The sequence below is a fragment of the Pseudomonas atagonensis genome, from assembly GCF_011369485.1.
Taxonomy (GTDB): domain Bacteria; phylum Pseudomonadota; class Gammaproteobacteria; order Pseudomonadales; family Pseudomonadaceae; genus Aquipseudomonas; species Aquipseudomonas atagonensis.
In genome coordinates this window covers 20718-38065 of record NZ_VXCA01000005.1, presented here as the reverse complement: position 1 = coordinate 38065, position 17348 = coordinate 20718, and the positions used below count along the sequence as shown (strand labels likewise).

General features: G+C 60.2%; 15 protein-coding genes. 9 read left to right on the top strand and 6 right to left on the bottom strand.

The genetic code is table 11. The annotated features are described in order from the left end of the window. The first annotated feature begins 115 nt into the window (after window positions 1-115). The 3 genes from hisG to hisC all read left to right on the top strand — a co-directional run bounded on the left by hisG (window position 116) and on the right by hisC (window position 3269). Window positions 116-751 (top strand): ATP phosphoribosyltransferase, encoded by a 636-nt coding sequence (gene hisG, locus F2P67_RS04255; RefSeq protein WP_166217737.1) that lies wholly within the window; start codon window positions 116-118, stop codon window positions 749-751. Between the two features lie 124 nt (window positions 752-875). Then, window positions 876-2213 (top strand): histidinol dehydrogenase, encoded by a 1338-nt coding sequence (gene hisD / locus F2P67_RS04250; RefSeq protein WP_166217734.1) that lies wholly within the window; start codon window positions 876-878, stop codon window positions 2211-2213. Window positions 2214-2216: 3 nt separating this feature from the next. After that, window positions 2217-3269 carry a histidinol-phosphate transaminase gene (gene hisC / locus F2P67_RS04245; RefSeq protein WP_166217731.1) on the top strand — a complete coding sequence of 351 codons (1053 nt, stop codon included), beginning with the start codon at window positions 2217-2219 and terminating at the stop codon, window positions 3267-3269. 113 nt (window positions 3270-3382) lie between these two features. Here the strand turns inward: hisC and F2P67_RS04240 are convergent, their stop codons facing one another. The 3 genes from F2P67_RS04240 to algW form a co-directional block, all read right to left on the bottom strand. Next, a complete protein-coding gene (locus F2P67_RS04240) occupies window positions 3383-4102 on the bottom strand; it encodes a DUF4198 domain-containing protein (RefSeq protein ID WP_166217728.1) in 720 nt (239 codons plus the stop codon). Between the two features lie 12 nt (window positions 4103-4114). Then, window positions 4115-6220 carry a TonB-dependent siderophore receptor gene (locus F2P67_RS04235; protein ID WP_166217726.1) on the bottom strand — a complete coding sequence of 702 codons (2106 nt, stop codon included), beginning with the start codon at window positions 6218-6220 and terminating at the stop codon, window positions 4115-4117. Window positions 6221-6308: 88 nt separating this feature from the next. Further along, window positions 6309-7466 carry a Do family serine endopeptidase AlgW gene (algW, locus tag F2P67_RS04230; RefSeq protein WP_166217723.1) on the bottom strand — a complete coding sequence of 386 codons (1158 nt, stop codon included), beginning with the start codon at window positions 7464-7466 and terminating at the stop codon, window positions 6309-6311. Between the two features lie 103 nt (window positions 7467-7569). Here algW and F2P67_RS04225 point away from each other — a divergent pair, with 103 nt between their 5' ends. From F2P67_RS04225 to cysN, 3 genes are all read left to right on the top strand, one after another. Continuing rightward, window positions 7570-8328 carry a Nif3-like dinuclear metal center hexameric protein gene (locus F2P67_RS04225; RefSeq protein WP_166217720.1) on the top strand — a complete coding sequence of 253 codons (759 nt, stop codon included), beginning with the start codon at window positions 7570-7572 and terminating at the stop codon, window positions 8326-8328. A 255-nt stretch (window positions 8329-8583) separates the two neighbouring features. Continuing rightward, window positions 8584-9501, top strand: a complete 918-nt coding sequence (cysD, locus tag F2P67_RS04220) for a sulfate adenylyltransferase subunit CysD (protein WP_007912374.1) — start codon at window positions 8584-8586, stop codon at window positions 9499-9501. Window positions 9502-9510: 9 nt separating this feature from the next. After that, window positions 9511-11409, top strand: coding sequence for a sulfate adenylyltransferase subunit CysN (gene cysN, locus F2P67_RS04215; RefSeq protein ID WP_166217717.1), 1899 nt, complete (start codon window positions 9511-9513; stop codon window positions 11407-11409). 173 nt (window positions 11410-11582) lie between these two features. Here the strand turns inward: cysN and F2P67_RS04210 are convergent, their stop codons facing one another. From F2P67_RS04210 to F2P67_RS04200, 3 genes are read right to left on the bottom strand one after another with little or no spacing between them, the layout of a single operon-like run. Then, window positions 11583-12488, bottom strand: coding sequence for an acyltransferase (locus F2P67_RS04210; RefSeq protein ID WP_166217715.1), 906 nt, complete (start codon window positions 12486-12488; stop codon window positions 11583-11585). Continuing rightward, window positions 12489-14588, bottom strand: coding sequence for a phosphate acetyltransferase (gene pta, locus F2P67_RS04205; RefSeq protein ID WP_166217712.1), 2100 nt, complete (start codon window positions 14586-14588; stop codon window positions 12489-12491). A gap of 60 nt (window positions 14589-14648) precedes the next feature. Continuing rightward, window positions 14649-14975, bottom strand: coding sequence for a DUF3565 domain-containing protein (locus tag F2P67_RS04200; RefSeq protein ID WP_103303285.1), 327 nt, complete (start codon window positions 14973-14975; stop codon window positions 14649-14651). Between F2P67_RS04200 and F2P67_RS04195 the strand changes: the two genes are divergently transcribed. The 3 genes from F2P67_RS04195 to F2P67_RS04185 all read left to right on the top strand — a co-directional run bounded on the left by F2P67_RS04195 (window position 14944) and on the right by F2P67_RS04185 (window position 17294). Further along, entirely contained in the window at window positions 14944-15429 is a 486-nt protein-coding gene (locus F2P67_RS04195; protein WP_166217709.1) for an FKBP-type peptidyl-prolyl cis-trans isomerase, read from the top strand. The genes F2P67_RS04200 and F2P67_RS04195 overlap by 32 nt on opposite strands. A 122-nt stretch (window positions 15430-15551) precedes the next feature. Continuing rightward, window positions 15552-16034, top strand: coding sequence for a glutathione peroxidase (locus F2P67_RS04190; RefSeq protein WP_007959082.1), 483 nt, complete (start codon window positions 15552-15554; stop codon window positions 16032-16034). A gap of 156 nt (window positions 16035-16190) precedes the next feature. Beyond that, window positions 16191-17294 carry an NADH:flavin oxidoreductase gene (locus tag F2P67_RS04185; RefSeq protein ID WP_166217706.1) on the top strand — a complete coding sequence of 368 codons (1104 nt, stop codon included), beginning with the start codon at window positions 16191-16193 and terminating at the stop codon, window positions 17292-17294. Window positions 17295-17348: the final 54 nt, after the last annotated feature.

Here is a 17348-nt window from a genome sequence, read left to right as displayed (position 1 = left end):
GACACAGGGACGTGTCCACTGAATTCGTTTCGAATCGAGCCGGTTAACGGCTCGATGTGTGTCCGGCGCCGACTGCGACCGGACATGAGTACCTTGATAAGGACTGACGTTTCCCATGTTGACCATTGCACTGTCCAAGGGCCGCATCCTTGACGACACGCTGCCGCTTCTCGCTGAAGCCGGCATTGTGCCGACCGAGAATCCGGACAAGAGCCGCAAGCTGATCATCCCCACGACACAGGACGACGTTCGTCTGCTGATCGTGCGTGCCACCGACGTGCCGACGTATGTCGAGCATGGCGCGGCCGACCTTGGCGTCGCCGGCAAGGATGTGCTGATGGAATACACCGGCCAGGGCCTGTACGAGCCACTGGATCTGCAGATCGCTCAGTGCAAATTGATGACCGCCGGCAAGATCGGCGCGGTCGAGCCCAAGGGCCGTCTGCGCGTGGCGACCAAGTTCGTCAACGTTGCCAAGCGTTATTACGCCGAACAGGGCCGTCAGGTCGACATCATCAAACTGTACGGCTCGATGGAGCTGGCGCCGCTGATCGGTCTCGCCGACAAGATCATCGACGTGGTCGACACCGGCAACACCCTGCGCGCCAATGGCCTGGAACCTCAGGAACTGATCGCCACGATCAGCTCGCGCCTGGTGGTCAACAAGGCTTCGATGAAAATGCAACACGCCCGTATCCAGGCGTTGATCGATACGCTGCGCAAGGCAGTGGAATCGCGACACCGCGGCTGATGTACTTGCGCGACGTCACGTCGCGCCGTCTATCCGCCTCATAGCCAGAATCTCAGGTGCCCAAGCGGATCGAATGGTAATTTCGGGCGCCTGAGTTTTTTGCCATTCCTATGAGGCTCTCGCTATGACCGCACCGACTGCAATTCGCCGACTCAACGCTGCTGACCCGGATTTCGCGCATCATCTGGATCATCTGCTGAGCTGGGAAAGTGTGTCTGACGACTCGGTCAATCAGCGGGTGCTGGACATCATCAAGGCTGTGCGCGAGCGCGGTGACGCGGCGCTGGTCGAGTTCACCCAGAAGTTCGACGGCCTCGAAGTCGCTTCGATGGCCGATCTGATCCTGCCGCGTGAGCGTCTGGAACTGGCCCTGACCCGCATTACCGTGGCGCAGCGCGAAGCGTTGGAAAAAGCTGCGGCCCGAGTGCGCAGCTATCACGAGAAGCAGAAACAGGACTCCTGGAGCTACACCGAAGCCGATGGCACCGTGCTGGGTCAGAAGGTCACGCCGCTGGATCGCGCCGGCCTGTACGTGCCGGGCGGCAAGGCGTCGTATCCGTCGTCGGTGTTGATGAACGCGATTCCGGCCAAGGTTGCCGGCGTGGCCGAAGTGGTCATGGTCGTGCCGACCCCGCGTGGTGAAATCAACGAACTGGTGCTGGCCGCCGCGTGCATCGCCGGTGTCGACCGCGTGTTCACCATCGGCGGTGCGCAAGCCGTTGCCGCGCTGGCTTACGGCACCGAAAGCGTACCGCAAGTGGACAAGGTCGTTGGCCCGGGCAACATCTATGTCGCCACCGCCAAGCGTCACGTGTTCGGTCAGGTGGGGATCGACATGATCGCCGGACCTTCGGAAATCCTCGTGGTGTGCGACGGCCAGACCGATCCGGACTGGATCGCCATGGACCTGTTCTCCCAGGCCGAGCACGATGAAGACGCGCAGGCGATTCTGGTCAGCCCCGATGCCGAGTTCCTCGACAAGGTTGCCGCCAGCATCGACAAACTGCTGCCGACCATGGACCGCGCGACCATCATCGAAACCTCGATCAATGGCCGAGGTGCACTGATTCACGTGAAAGACATGGCGCAAGCCATCGAAGTTGCCAACCGCATCGCCCCGGAACACCTGGAGTTGTCGGTCGCTGACCCACAGGCCTGGCTGCCGCAGATCCGCCACGCCGGCGCGATCTTCATGGGCCGTCACACCTCGGAAGCGCTGGGCGATTACTGCGCAGGCCCGAACCACGTACTGCCGACTTCCGGCACTGCGCGATTCTCCTCGCCGCTGGGTGTGTACGACTTCCAGAAACGTTCGTCGATCATCTTCTGCTCCGAAGCCGGTGCTTCCGAGCTGGGTAAAACGGCATCGGTACTGGCTCGCGGCGAATCGCTCAGCGCGCACGCCCGCAGCGCCGAATACCGCATCAAAGACGAAGACTTTCTACAAGGGCAGGGGAACTGAGAGATGAGCAAATTCTGGAGCCCGTTCGTCAAGGATCTGGTGCCCTATGTGCCGGGCGAACAGCCGAAGCTGACCAAATTGGTCAAGCTCAACACCAACGAGAACCCGTACGGCCCGTCGCCAAAAGCCTTGGCGGCCATGCAGGCCGAACTCAATGACAACCTGCGCCTGTACCCGGATCCGAACAGCGATCTGCTGAAAAATGCCGTCGCCAAGTATTACGGCGTGCAAAGTAACCAGGTTTTTCTCGGCAACGGCTCGGATGAGGTGCTGGCGCACATTTTTCACGGTCTGCTGCAACACGATCAGCCACTGCTGTTCCCCGATATCAGTTATAGCTTCTACCCGGTCTACTGCGGTCTGTACGGCATCGAGTTCGACGCCGTGCCGCTGGACGCACAATTCCGGATCAACCCGGCGGACTATGCCAAGCCGAACGGCGGGATCATTTTCCCTAACCCGAACGCTCCGACCGGTTGCCTGTTGGCGCTGGACGCGGTCGAGCAAATCCTCAAGGCCAGCCCGGATTCGGTGGTGGTCGTGGACGAGGCTTACATCGACTTCGGCGGCGAAACCGCGATAAGCCTGGTGGATCGTTATCCGAACCTGCTGGTGACGCAGACCCTTTCAAAGTCGCGCTCGCTGGCCGGCCTGAGGGTCGGTCTGGCGGTGGGCCACCCGGACTTGATCGAGGCGCTGGAGCGGATCAAGAACAGCTTCAACTCCTATCCGCTGGATCGCATGGCAAATGTCGGCGCGGCGGCGGCATTCGAGGATCGCGAGTATTTTGACAAGACTTGCCGTCTGGTCATCGAGAGCCGCGAGTGGGTTATCGCGCAGTTGCAAGGCAAGGGCTTTGAAGTGCTGCCGTCGGCGGCGAACTTCATATTCGCCCGGCATCCGCAGCATGATGCGGCGGGTCTGGCCGCCAAGCTGCGCGAGCAGGGTGTGATCGTTCGGCACTTCAAGCAGGAGCGGATTGCACAGTTCCTGCGGATCTCGATTGGTACGCCGGAGCAGAATCAGGCGCTGATCGACGGCCTCGGCGACCTCTAAACCGCCTTCGCGAGCAAGCCCGCTTCCATATTTAACCGCGTCTCTTCAGATAGAACGCGGTCGAGTGTGGGAGCGGGCTTGCTCGCGAATGGAGCGCCACCAATATCAATTTCCTACTCGTGATGCGGCTCACCAAGGAACGTCAGCGAACTGAACAACCCACGACTGTCCACGTCAGCGCTGTCCTTCACCGGCACCTCGACTTGCGCCGCAATCACATTCAACCCTTCATTGCGCACCAGCACCTGCGCACGGCCGTCTTTGTCGGTCTCGGTGCTCAAGGTGTTCGGCGCACTGCGATAATCGCCAATCAACTTCACACCCGCCGCCGGTTTGCCATCGAGCAGCACGCGCACCGGCAATGATTTGCCCGGCCCCACGGTCAACGGATCGACCTCCGGCAGAATCAGCAGTTTGATCTGATCCAGTTTCGGCAACTTCGCCCCCGGCTGATAAATCGCCAGACTGTATTTGAACGTTTCCGTTGCCTCGACAGCGCCGGGGACTTTGCTGCGACCTTCGTTGATCCACTTCTTGTCAGCGGTCTGCGACCACATGCCGTTGTTCAGCGCCACGGCCATCACCGCAGGCGACTTCAAGGGTTTCAACCGTGCGTGATCCGCCAGGCGCTCGACGCTGACCGGAATCATCTTGCCGCCCGCGTCATACGCCCAGGCACCACTGATCTTCTGCGCCTTGAACGCATTGTCTTCAGCGCCGTGACCATAAATGACTTCAATGTTGCCGCGTCGCTGTTCAGTCCACAGGCCATGGGCCGAGACCTGGCCTGCGAACAGTGCAGCGATGATCAGAAGGGTTTTGCCGTATTGCATGGGGACTTCCTTTTACAGGTTGAGGGTCAGGCTGACGGTGAAGTTGCGCGGCTCGCCGGGGTTGACCCAGTAGTTGCTGTAGGAGCGCTCGTAATACTTTTCGTCGAAAACGTTGTTCAGGTTCAGGCCGACGGTGACGTTGTCGCTGGCCTTGTAATGAGCCAGCAGGTCGACGGTCTGATAAGCCGGCAATTCGAAATCGCTGCCGGACTCCCCCGAGCGGTCGCCGACATAAGTGAACGCCGCGCCGACGTCCGAGCCGCGCAAATGACCATCCTGAAATTCGTAAACGCCGAGCAGGCTGCCGCTGCGCTTGGCGACGCCGAGGATGCGGCTGCCGGTGGGAATCGTCGCGTCGCCCTTGGTCACTTCGGCATCGATGTAAGCGAAAGCGCCGATCACCCGCACGGCATCGGTCACTTGTCCGGTCACTTGCAGGTCAAAACCACGACTGCGGGCCTTGCCCATCGCGCTGCTGGTGTCGGTCCCCGGGTCGAGGGCGAGGACGTTTTCCTTGTCGATGTGAAAGAAGGCGAGGGTGCTGCTCAGGCGTTCGTCGAACAGCTCGTTCTTGATGCCGACTTCGTAACCGACGCCTTCTTCCGGGTCGAAGGATTTGCCGGAGGCGTCGAGACCGTTGTTCGGTTTGAACGAAGTCGAGGCGTTGGCGAACAAGCCCGTTTGCGGCGTCAGTTGATAGAGCAGACCGGCGCGTTGGGTGAGCGCGTCGTGGCGCTGGCTGCTCTTGGCGTTGCGGCTGTGATCGTCGATGCGCTGATCGAAATGCTCGAAGCGCGCACCGATCATTCCGCGCAGTTTGTCGCTGAAGACGATTTGATCCTGCAGGTTCAACGCGTGGCTTTCGACGTGTTCGAAGAAGTCCGTGCCCGAGCGCGCGCCGTTGGGTTTCGGCTGGCCGTAGATCGGTTTATAGATGTCGATGCCGTAAGGGCCACCGGCAATGGTGGTGACGCGCTCGTTCTTGCGGAAATTCTCGTACTCGGTGCCGATCAGCAGTTCGTGCTGCCACGGGCCGAGGTCGAAGAAGCCACGCAGTTCCAGTTGCGTGATGCTGTCGTGCCAGTTGGTGTCGCGTTCGCGATAGCGACGGTTGACGGTGTGGCCATCGGCATTCAACGGGCGGTTTTCAGAGGCATCGCCCCAAAGTTTGCCTTCCTTGTAATGGCTGGCCAGACGCAGTTTCCAGCTGTCGTTGAGGTGATGCTCGAGGGTCGCCTGCAACAGGTTGTTGTGGTTATCGATATTGCCGTCGTTGGGCTCGCCGAGGAAGGTCGAGCGTGAGACGCCGCTCCACTTATTGTTCGGCGCGACGATGCCGCGGTCGAAAGTCGAGTTGTGGCGGACGATTTCGCTCTCCACCAGCAGCGAGGTATCCGGGTTCAATTGCCAACTGATCGAAGGCGCGACGAACACGCGCTGGCTGTCGACATGATCGCGGAAGCTGTGGTTGTCCTCGACGGCGAGGTTGACCCGTGAGAGCACATTTCCTTGTTCATCCAGCGGCGTATTGACGTCCAGCGCGGTGCGATAGCGATCCCAACTGCCGGCGCTGGTTTGCAGGGTGGTGAAGGCTTGCGGCTGCGGTTTTTTGGTGACGATGTTCACCGTGCCGCCCGGATCTCCGCGACCATACAAACTGGCCGCCGGGCCTTTTAGCACTTCAATGCGTTCGATGTTGGCCGCGTCAGGCGTGCTCGGGTAGCCACGATTGGCGCTGAAGCCGTCCTTGTAGAACTCCGAGGTGGTGAAGCCGCGCACGCTGTATTCGTAAAGCGTCAGGCCGCCGAAGTTGTTTTGCTTCGATACGCCGCCGGCGAAATCCAGGGCGCGCTCGACGCTGGTGCTGCCCAGATCCTTGAGGACGCTGGCGGGCACCACGCTGATCGCTTGTGGGATATCGCGAATCGCGGTGTCGGTTTTGGTCGCGCTGGACGAACGGGCCGCGCGGTAGCCGGTGACCGGGCCGGTGGGAGATTCATAGTCGGAAACAACGCTGATGGCGTCCAGTTCCAGAGGTTTGGGTTCTTCGGCGAAGGCTGGATCGACCAGCAAACCGAGGCTCAGGCCCAGCAGGGAGGCCTTTGTTCGAGACGACATGTTATGTTGTTCCAATTGCCATAATTGAAACAATATAACATGCCTGTTGAGAATATCTTTTATTCGCGCCGCTGGCGCGAAAAAAGTTTTACTCTTCTTTTTCCTGCACCGGCGCCGGTGGCGGACGCAGGCCGATTTCAGCGGTGAGCTTCAGCTCTTTGCCGTTGCGCATCACCTGAATCGTCACTTTGTCGGTCGGTTTGATCCGCGCGACCTGGTTCATCGAGCGGCGACCATCGCCCGCAGGCTCGCCATCGATGCTCAGAATCACATCACCCAATTGCAGGCCGGCCTTCTGCGCCGGGCCATCGCGGAAGATCCCCGCGACGACAATCCCCGGGCGTCCGGACAAGCCAAACGACTCGGCCAGTTCCTGGGTCAGCGGCTGCACTTCGATCCCCAGCCAGCCGCGAATCACCTGACCGTGCTCGATGATCGATTTCATCACTTCCATCGCCAATTTCACCGGGATAGCGAAGCCAATGCCTTGCGAGCCGCCGGACTTGGAGAAGATAGCCGTGTTGATGCCGGTGAGGTTGCCGTTGGCATCCACCAGTGCGCCGCCGGAGTTACCCGGGTTGATCGCCGCGTCGGTCTGAATGAAGTCTTCGTAATTGTTCAGGCCCAACTGGTTACGCCCGGTGGCACTGATGATGCCCATGGTTACCGTCTGGCCAACGCCGAACGGGTTGCCGATGGCCAGCGCGACGTCGCCGATGCGGATGTTGTCGGAGCGGCCGACGGTGATGGCCGGCAGGTTTTTCAGGTCGATCTTCAATACCGCGAGGTCGGTTTCCGGATCGCTGCCGATCACCCGGGCCAGGGTTTCGCGGCCATCCTTGAGCGCCACGACAATCTGATCCGCGCCGCTGGTCACGTGGTTGTTGGTCAGGATGTAGCCTTCCGGGCTCATGATCACGCCGGAACCGAGGCTCGATTCCATGCGCTTCTGCTTCGGCGAGTTGTCACCGAAGAAACGCCGGAACTGCGGATCTTCAAACAACGGATGCGCCGGTTTGTTGATGACTTTGGTGGTGTAGAGGTTGACCACCGAAGGCGCGGCAATGGTCACCGCGTCGGCATACGACACCGGCCCCTGTTGCACGCTGGTGGTCTGCGGGGCCTGTTGCAGGTTGACGTCGAGGCTGGGCAGCCCGACCCACTGCGGATAACGCTGAATAATCAACAGAGCGATAAGCACACCGGCCAACAGCGGCCAGCCCATAAAACGTAGCGCCTTGAACATTAAGCACGTCCTGGAAAAGTTGCAGGCGGGGTGAGACCGCCCATAATGTCGCGCATTATACGAGGCCGCGCGTGCCTCTGAACGGGATATTTAGGAGTCTTTCATGGCCGTTGCCCTCAGCACCCTCGTCGAAGAAGCCGACCGTTACCTTGGCGCTGCAAAAATTGCCGATTATTGCCCTAATGGCTTGCAGGTCGAGGGACGGCCGCAGGTGATGCGCATTGTCAGCGGTGTCACCGCCAGTCAGGCGTTGCTGGATGCTGCTGTCGAAGCCGGGGCCGATCTGGTGCTGGTGCATCACGGTTATTTCTGGAAGGGCGAGAACCCGTGCATAACCGGCATGAAGCAGCGTCGTCTGAAGACCCTGCTCAAGCACGACATCAGTCTGCTCGCCTATCACCTGCCGCTGGATCTGCACCCGGATGTTGGCAACAACGTGCAACTGGCGCGTCAACTGGACATCACCGTCGAAGGGCCGCTGGATCCGGACAATCTGAGAATCGTCGGTCTGGTCGGTTCGCTGGACGAGCCGGTGACGGCCCGTGATTTTTCCCGTCGAGTGCAAGAACGCATGGGACGTGAACCGCTGCTGATCGAAGGCAGCGGCATGATTCGCCGCGTCGGCTGGTGCACCGGTGGCGGTCAGGGCTACATCGATAACGCCATCGCCGCCGGCGTCGATCTGTTCATCAGCGGCGAGGCTTCAGAGCAGACGTTCCACAGCGCCCGGGAAAACGGCGTCAGCTTCATCGCCGCCGGCCATCACGCCACCGAACGTTATGGCGTGCAGGCGCTGGGCGATTACCTGGCGAAACGTTTTGCTCTCGAGCACATCTTCATCGACATCCCGAATCCGATCTAAAGCCCACCATTAATCCAATGTGGGAGGGGGCTTGCTCCCGAAAGCGGTGGGTCAACCAACATCAGCGTGAATGACACACCGCATTCGGGAGCAAGCCCCCTCCCACAGTCGTCGCGTTTCAGCCCAAACGAGGAGGCATATTCATATGCCCTTTCGTTCTAGCTGGCGCCCTGATTAGAAGAAGGACGCTGTGCTAGGATTCCCCGCTCGAACACGGCCCGCTGGCCGTTCATAAGAAAGCTTTCGTGAGTAGCCATGGTCGACAAACTGACGCATCTGAAACAGCTGGAGGCGGAAAGCATCCACATCATCCGCGAGGTGGCCGCCGAGTTCGATAACCCGGTGATGCTGTACTCCATCGGTAAAGACTCCGCCGTGATGCTGCACCTGGCACGCAAGGCGTTCTTCCCGGGCAAACTGCCGTTTCCGGTGATGCACGTCGACACCCGGTGGAAATTCCAGGAGATGTACAAGTTCCGCGACAAGATGGTCGAAGAGCTGGGCCTGGACCTCATCACTCACATCAACCCGGATGGCGTGGCGCAGAACATCAACCCGTTCACCCACGGCAGCGCCAAGCACACCGACATCATGAAAACCGAAGGCCTCAAGCAGGCACTCGACAAGCATGGTTTCGACGCCGCTTTCGGCGGCGCCCGTCGCGATGAAGAGAAGTCCCGCGCCAAAGAGCGCGTGTACTCGTTCCGCGACAGCAAGCACCGCTGGGACCCGAAAAATCAGCGTCCAGAGCTGTGGAACGTTTACAACGGCAAGGTCAACAAGGGTGAATCCATTCGTGTGTTCCCGTTGTCGAACTGGACCGAGCTGGACATCTGGCAGTACATCTACCTCGAAGGCATCCCGATTGTGCCGCTGTACTTCGCCGCCGAACGCGAAGTGATCGAGAAGAACGGCACGCTGATCATGATCGACGACGAGCGCATCCTCGAGCACCTGTCCGACGAGGACAAGGCGCGCATCGTCAAAAAGAAAGTGCGTTTCCGTACCCTTGGCTGCTACCCGTTGACGGGCGCGGTGGAGTCCGAGGCCGAAAGCCTGACGGACATCATTCAGGAAATGCTCCTGACGCGAACTTCCGAGCGCCAGGGCCGTGTCATCGACCACGATGGCGCAGGCTCAATGGAAGACAAAAAACGTCAAGGCTATTTCTAAGGGGCTGTCATGTCGCACGCATCTGATTTGATCAGCGAGGACATCCTCGCCTACCTGGGCCAGCACGAACGTAAAGAGCTGCTGCGCTTTTTGACCTGCGGTAACGTCGATGACGGCAAGAGCACCCTGATCGGGCGCCTGCTGCACGACTCGAAAATGATCTACGAAGATCACCTCGAGGCCATCACCCGCGATTCGAAGAAAGTCGGCACCACCGGTGACGACATCGACCTGGCATTGCTGGTTGACGGCTTGCAGGCTGAGCGCGAGCAGGGCATCACCATCGATGTCGCGTACCGCTATTTCTCCACCGCCAAACGCAAATTCATCATTGCCGACACCCCCGGCCATGAGCAGTACACCCGCAACATGGCCACCGGTGCGTCCACCTGTGACCTGGCGATCATCCTGGTCGACGCCCGTTACGGCGTGCAGACCCAGACCCGCCGCCACAGCTTCATCGCGTCCCTGCTGGGGATCAAACACATCGTTGTCGCCATCAACAAGATGGACTTGAAGGGCTTTGATGAAGGTGTGTTCGAGTCGATCAAGGCCGACTATCTGAAGTTCGCTGAAGGCTTGAAGATGAAGCCGACGAGCATGCACTTCGTGCCGATGTCTGCCCTCAAAGGCGACAACGTGGTGAACAAGTCTGAGCGCTCGCCTTGGTACAAAGGCCAGTCGCTGATGGAAATTCTCGAGACCGTGGAAGTGGCGGGCGACCGCAATTTCACCGATCTGCGTTTCCCGGTGCAGTACGTCAACCGTCCGAACCTGAACTTCCGCGGTTTCGCCGGCACTTTGGCCAGCGGCATCGTCAAGAAGGGCGACGAAGTCGTGGTTCTGCCGTCGGGCAAGAGCAGCCGCGTGAAATCCATCGTCACCTTCGAAGGTGAACTGGAACACGCAGGTCCTGGTCAAGCCGTGACGCTGACCATGGAAGACGAGATCGACATCTCCCGTGGCGACCTGCTGGTGCATGCCGACAACGTTCCGCCGGTGACCGACAGCTTCGAAGCGATGCTGGTGTGGATGGCCGAAGAGCCGATGCTGCCGGGCAAGAAATACGACATCAAGCGCGCCACCAGTTATGTGCCGGGCTCGATTGCCAGCATCGTCAACAAGGTCGACGTCAACACCCTCGAAGAAGGCCCGGCGAGCGCGTTGCAGCTAAACGAAATCGGCAAGGTCAGGATCGCGCTCGACGCGCCGATCGCCCTTGACGGTTACGAGAGCAACCGCACCACCGGCGCGTTCATCGTCATCGACCGTTTGACCAACGGCACCGTCGGCGCCGGCATGATCGTCGCGCAGCCGCTGGCTCATGGCACCGCTACCCACCACGGCAAACTGGCGCACGTGGCGACCACCGAGCGCGCCCAACGCTTCGGCCAGCAACCGGCGACCGTGCTGTTCAGCGGTCTGTCGGGCGCGGGCAAAAGCACCCTGGCCTATGCGGTCGAGCGCAAGCTGTTCGACATGGGCCGTGCGGTGTTTGTGCTGGATGGCCAGAATCTGCGCCACGACCTCAACAAGGGGCTGCCGCAGGATCGTGCCGGTCGCACCGAGAACTGGCGTCGTGCCGCGCATGTGGCGCGTCAGTTCAACGAAGCGGGTCTGCTGACCCTGGCGGCATTCGTTGCACCGAGTGCAGAAGGACGCGAGCAGGCCAAGGATCTGATCGGCAAGGATCGTCTGCTGACGGTGTATGTTCAGGCTTCGCCGACGGTGTGTGCCGAGCGTGACCCGCAAGGTCTGTACGCGGCTGGCGGCGACAACATCCCGGGCGAATCCTTCCCGTACGATGTGCCGCTGAATGCTGATCTGGTGATCGACACTCAGTCGTTGACGCTGGATGAAAGCGTCAAGCAGGTGCTGGATCTGCTGCGCAAGCGTGGCGCGATTTAAGCGTTAGCCTGAAAAAAAGAAACCCGCAGACGAGTGATTGTCTGCGGGTTTTTTTATCGATCGTTCCCACGCTCTGCGTGGGTATGCCTCATTGGACGCTCCGCGTCCGCTTCGGCAGGGACGCAGAGCGTCCCGGGCTGCAACGATCAGTGCCTCAAGGTCGGAACGATCGATTAACGGCGATCCGGATACTCGCGGTGCATCTGTTCCAGCAGTGCATCCTTGTCCTGCCACAGCTGGTTGATCCAGCCCTGAAACTGCAGACGATATTCGCCGTCCTGGTCGTAGTTTTTGCCGATGAACTGCGCAGGGATCTTCAGCTCTTCAAAGTGCACCACTACATCACGCACATTGCCGCACAGCAGATCCCAGAACCCAGGACGTCCGCCTGGATAGTGGATGGTCACGTTGACGATCGATTCCAGTTGCTCGCCCATCGCATCCAGCACAAAGGCAATGCCGCCCGCCTTGGGTTTGAGCAGGTATTTGAATGGCGACTGCTGCTGCGCATGTTTGCCTTCGGTGAAGCGTGTGCCCTCGACGAAGTTGAAAATGCCCACCGGATTGTCGCGAAACTTCGCGCAGGTCTTGCGCGTGGTTTCGAGGTCTTTGCCTTTCTTCTCCGGGTGCTTTTCCAGGTACGCCTTGGAGTAGCGCTTCATGAACGGAAAGCCCAGCGCCCACCAGGCCAGACCGATCACCGGGACCCAGATCAGCTCCTGTTTGAGGAAGAATTTCAGCGGCTGGATTTTCCGGTTGAGCACGTATTGCAGCACCAGAATGTCGACCCAGCTCTGGTGGTTGCTGGTGATCAGGTACGAGTGCTGGTAGTCCAGGCCTTGCAGGCCGCTGATGTGCCAGCGCGTGCGCCGCACTAGGTTCATCCAGCCCTTGTTGTTGCTGATCCACGCTTCATGGGTGTGGCTCATCAGCCAACCGGCGATACGTTGAGTCAAGGCAAACGGCAACGCCTTGACCAACGCCACGCAGAACAGAAACGAGCAGAGCAGAATCGTGTTGAGCGCCAATAGCAGCGAGGCGATTACGCCCCGCAGCGGTGCAGGTAGAAAATCCAGCATTTACACATCCATAGGTCGGTTGGCGGCTTGAATCGCGGTGAGGGCGATGGTGTAGACGATGTCGTCGACTTGCGCACCGCGCGGCAAATCGTTCACCGGTTTGCGCAAGCCTTGCAGCATCGGCCCGAGGCTGACGCAATCGGCGCTGCGCTGCACGGCTTTGTGCGTAGTGTTGCCGGTGTTCAGATCGGGGAAAACAAACACCGTGGCGCGACCGGCCACCTGACTGTTCGGCGCCAATTGGCGGGCGACGGTTTCGTTGGCGGCGGCGTCGTACTGCAACGGCCCGTCGATCAGCAGCGAATGCTGTTGCTCGTGGGCGAGCAGGGTGGCTTCGCGGACTTTCTCGACCTCTTCGCCAGTGGCCGATTCGCCGCTGGAGTAACTGATCATCGCCACGCGCGGGGTAATGCCGAATGCCGCCGCGGAGTCAGCGCTTTGCAGGGCGATCTCCGCCAGTTCCGCGGCGCTTGGATGCGGGTTCATCACGCAGTCGCCGTAAACCAGCACTTCTTCCGGAAACAGCATGAAGAAAACCGACGACACCAGCGTGCAGCCCGGCGCCGTTTTGATCAGTTGCAGGGCCGGGCGGATGGTGTTGGCGGTGGTGTTGATCACGCCGGAAACCAGCCCGTCGACCTCATCCAGCGCCAGCATCATGGTGCCGATCACCACGGTGTCTTCCAGTTGCTGCTCGGCCATTGGCGCATTGAGGCTTTTGCTTTTGCGCAGCGCCACCATCGGTTCGACGTAGCGCTCGCGGATCAGGTCCGGATCGAGAATTTCCAGCCCCGGCGGCAACACGATGCCTTGGGCACGGGCCACCGCTTCGACGTCTTCGGGTTTGGCCAGCAACACACAACGGGCAATCCCGCGTTCCTGACAGATTGCCGCTGCCTGTACGGTAAACGGCTCGCTGCCTTCCGGCAAAACGATGCGTTTGTTCGCGGCCTGGGCGCGCTGGATCAGTTGGTAGCGGAACACGGCAGGGGACAGGCGCATTTCTCGCGGGGTGCCGCAGCGCTGGTGCAGCCACTTGGCGTCGAGGTGGCTGGCGACGAAATCGGTGATGATTTCCGCGCGCTCGCGGTCGTCGATCGGGATTTCCTTGTTCAAACCGTTGAGCAGGTTGGCGGTGTCGTAAGAGCCGGAGCTCACCGACAACACCGGCAAACCGGCCTGCAACGCGCCACGGCACAAGTCCATGATGCGCGGATCGGGCAGGGTGTCGCTGGTCAGCAACAGGCCGGCCAGTGGCACGCCGTTGATCGCCGCGAGGCTGACGGCGAGGATGATGTCGTCGCGATCGCCCGGGGTCACCACCAGCACGCCGGGCTTGAGCAGCTCAACGGTGTTGCGCATGGTGCGCGCGCAAATGATGATTTTGGTCATCCGGCGGGTCTCGTAATCACCGGCGTTGAGCACTTGCGCGCCCATCAGATCGGCAACGTCGCGGGTGCGCGGAGCGTTCAGTTCAGGCTGATACGGAATACAGCCAAGCAAACGGAAATCACCGCTGCGCAGCAACGGCGAATGCTCCTTCAGGCGGGCGGCGAAGGCGTCCATGCTTTCTTCGGTCTTGACCTTGTTGAGGATCACCCCGAGAACTTTCGGGTCTTTCGGGCCACCGAACAATTGCGCCTGCAATTCGACGCGGCCGGAGAGTTCGGCAAGCACTTCATTTTCCGGCGCCGAGACCAGAATCACCTCGGCATCGAGGCTCTTGGCCAGGTGCAGGTTGACCCGCGCGGCGTAGCTGGCGCTGCGGGTCGGCACCATGCCTTCGACGACCAGCACGTCCTTGCCGACGGCGGCCTGCTGATACAGCGTGATGATTTCTTCGAGCAGTTCATCGAGCTGACCGTCGCCGAGCATGCGTTCGACATGGGCCAGGCCCAGTGGCTGCGGCGGTTTCAGACCGTGGGTGCGCGCCACCAGTTCGGTGGAGCGTTCGGGGCCGGTGTCGCCCGGATGCGGCTGGGCGATGGGTTTGAAGAAGCCGACTTTCAGCCCGGCTCGCTCAAGCGTTCGCACCAGCCCGAGGCTGATGGAGGTCAGACCCACGCCAAAATCGGTGGGGGCGATAAAAAAAGTTTGCATGCGAATTCTCTAAGGGTGCATGGCAATGGCGATCATCTATCTCTGACAATCTGCCGAAATTCAGTCGCCAAGGTTATCGCTAACCGAGCCTTGCGCGCACCAACCGCAGGCAAAGGGTTGGCCTATTTTTTCAATACGTTGCGCCGGGTCGAGCACCCACGCCCGCGATTGCCAGGGTGGCTGGTGGCGCAGGTGTTGGGTGTGGCCGCAGGAAAGCTCGGCCACCCAGTGACCTTCCTCGTCCTGATGAAAGCCGGTAATGGTCGAATCCCGTTTGTCCGGGTTGTGTTCGCTTTCGCGCGATTGCTTCGCTAAACTTGGCCTTTCTATATTCTTATGCAAAAGGTCTCGCCCCATGCTGATCGCCGCCAATAAGGCTGTCTCCATCGACTATACCCTCACCAACGACGCTGGTGAGGTCATCGACAGCTCCGCCGGCGGCGCTCCGCTGGTTTACCTGCAAGGCGCAGGCAACATCATCCCGGGCCTGGAAAAAGCCCTGGAAGGCAAAGCTGTTGGTGATGAGCTGGAAGTTTCCGTTGAGCCGGAAGACGCTTACGGCGAATACGCTGCCGAACTGGTCAGCACCCTGAGCCGCAGCATGTTCGAAGGCGTTGACGAGTTGGAAGTCGGCATGCAGTTCCACGCTTCGGCGCCGGACGGCCAGATGCAGATCGTTACCATCCGTGACCTCGACGGCGACGACGTCACCGTTGACGGCAACCACCCACTGGCCGGCCAGCGCCTGAACTTCAAAGTGAAGATCGTCGCTATCCGTGACGCCAGCCAGGAAGAAATCGCTCATGGTCACGTCCATGGCGAAGGTGGCCATCACCACTGATTTTCTGCGCTAAGCTTCGAGTACTGGAGAGGCGCCTGCGGGCGCCTTTTTAGTCCGCGGCTGTCCTTGGTGGTCTCGCCAAGTGGCTGTTTCGAGTAGAACACGGGAATCTGGAGTTCGTCATGAGTGCTTTTCACGACCTTAAGTTGACAGCCCTGGATGGTCAGGAGCTACCGCTGGCACCCTTCAAGGGCCAAGTCGTGCTGGTGGTCAACGTCGCCTCCAAATGCGGCTTGACCCCACAGTACGCGGCGCTGGAAAACCTCTATCAGCAATACAAAGGCAAAGGCTTCAGTGTGCTGGGCCTGCCGTGCAACCAGTTTGCCGGTCAGGAGCCGGGCAGCGAGCAGGAGATTCAGGAATTCTGCAGCCTCAACTATGGCGTGAGTTTCCCGTTGTCGAAAAAGCTCGAAGTCAACGGTCACGATCGCCATCAGCTGTACCGTCTGCTGGCGGGCGAGGGCGCCGAGTTTCCCGGTGACATCACCTGGAATTTCGAAAAATTCCTGCTCGGCAAGGACGGTCGGGTACTGGCCCGGTTCTCGCCGCGCACGGCGCCGGATGATCCTTCGGTGATTACGGCGATTGAAAAAGCCCTGAGCTGAAAAACGAAATCGCAGCCAACGAGCTGCGATTTTTTTGCCTGCCTTTTGACCCTTAATCATTCTGATCAATAGTGCTTTCACGCTGACATGTTCCTGCATATTATCGCCGTCATATGGTTTTATGCCTTGTCGATAACGTTTTCGTGGAGCCTCCCGATGCCCGTTCAAGCCCTGTTCAAACCGTTCCACCTCGGTGCCCTCGAACTGCCGACCCGCGTGGTCATGGCGCCGATGACCCGTTCGTTTTCCCCGGGTGGCGTACCCAACTCCAAAGTGATCGAGTACTACCGTCGTCGCGCGGCGGCTGGTGTCGGCCTGATCATCACCGAGGGCACCACCGTCGGCCACATCGCCTCCAACGGCTACCCCAACGTGCCGCAATTCTTCGGTGACGCGCCATTGGCCGGCTGGAAAAAAGTGGTTGATGCGGTGCATGCCGAGGGCGGCAAGATCGTTCCGCAACTGTGGCACGTCGGCAGTGTTCGACGCATCGGCACCGAGCCGGATGCCAGCGTGCCGGGTTATGGCCCGACCGAGAAACTCAAGGACGGCCAAGTCGTGGTGCACGGCATGACCAAGCAGGATATCCAGGACGTCATCGCGGCTTTCGCCCAGGCCGCCAAAGATGCCCAGAGCATCGGCATGGACGGCGTGGAAATCCACGGTGCCCACGGTTACCTGATTGACCAGTTCTTCTGGGAGGGCAGCAACCAGCGCACTGACGAGTACGGCGGCGACCTGGCCAACCGTTCGCGTTTTGCCATTGAGCTGATTCAAGCGGTGCGCGCAGCGGTCGGCGAAGGTTTCCCGATCATCTTCCGTTTCTCGCAGTGGAAACAGCAGGATTACACCGCGCGTCTGGTGCAGACCCCGCAGGCGCTGGGTGAATTCCTCAAGCCGTTGGCCGACGCCGGCGTGGACATTTTCCACTGCTCGACACGACGTTTCTGGGAGCCGGAATTCGACGGTTCCGAACTGAACCTGGCCGGCTGGACACGCAAGCTGACCGGCAAACCGACCATCACCGTCGGCAGCGTCGGCCTCGATGGCGAGTTCCTGCAGTTCATGGTCAACACCGACAAGGTCGCGCAGCCGGCCAGTCTGGAAAACCTGCTGGAGCGTCTGAATAAAGAGGAGTTCGATCTGGTGGCGGTGGGGCGTGCGCTGCTGGTTGATCCGGACTGGGCACAGAAAGTCCGCGAAGGCCGTGAGCAGGACATCCTGCCGTTCAGCCGTAAGGCGTTGATGACGCTGGTTTAAGCGCCCTCCTTACTGACGCCATCGCGAGCAGGCTCACTCTTACATTGGAATGCG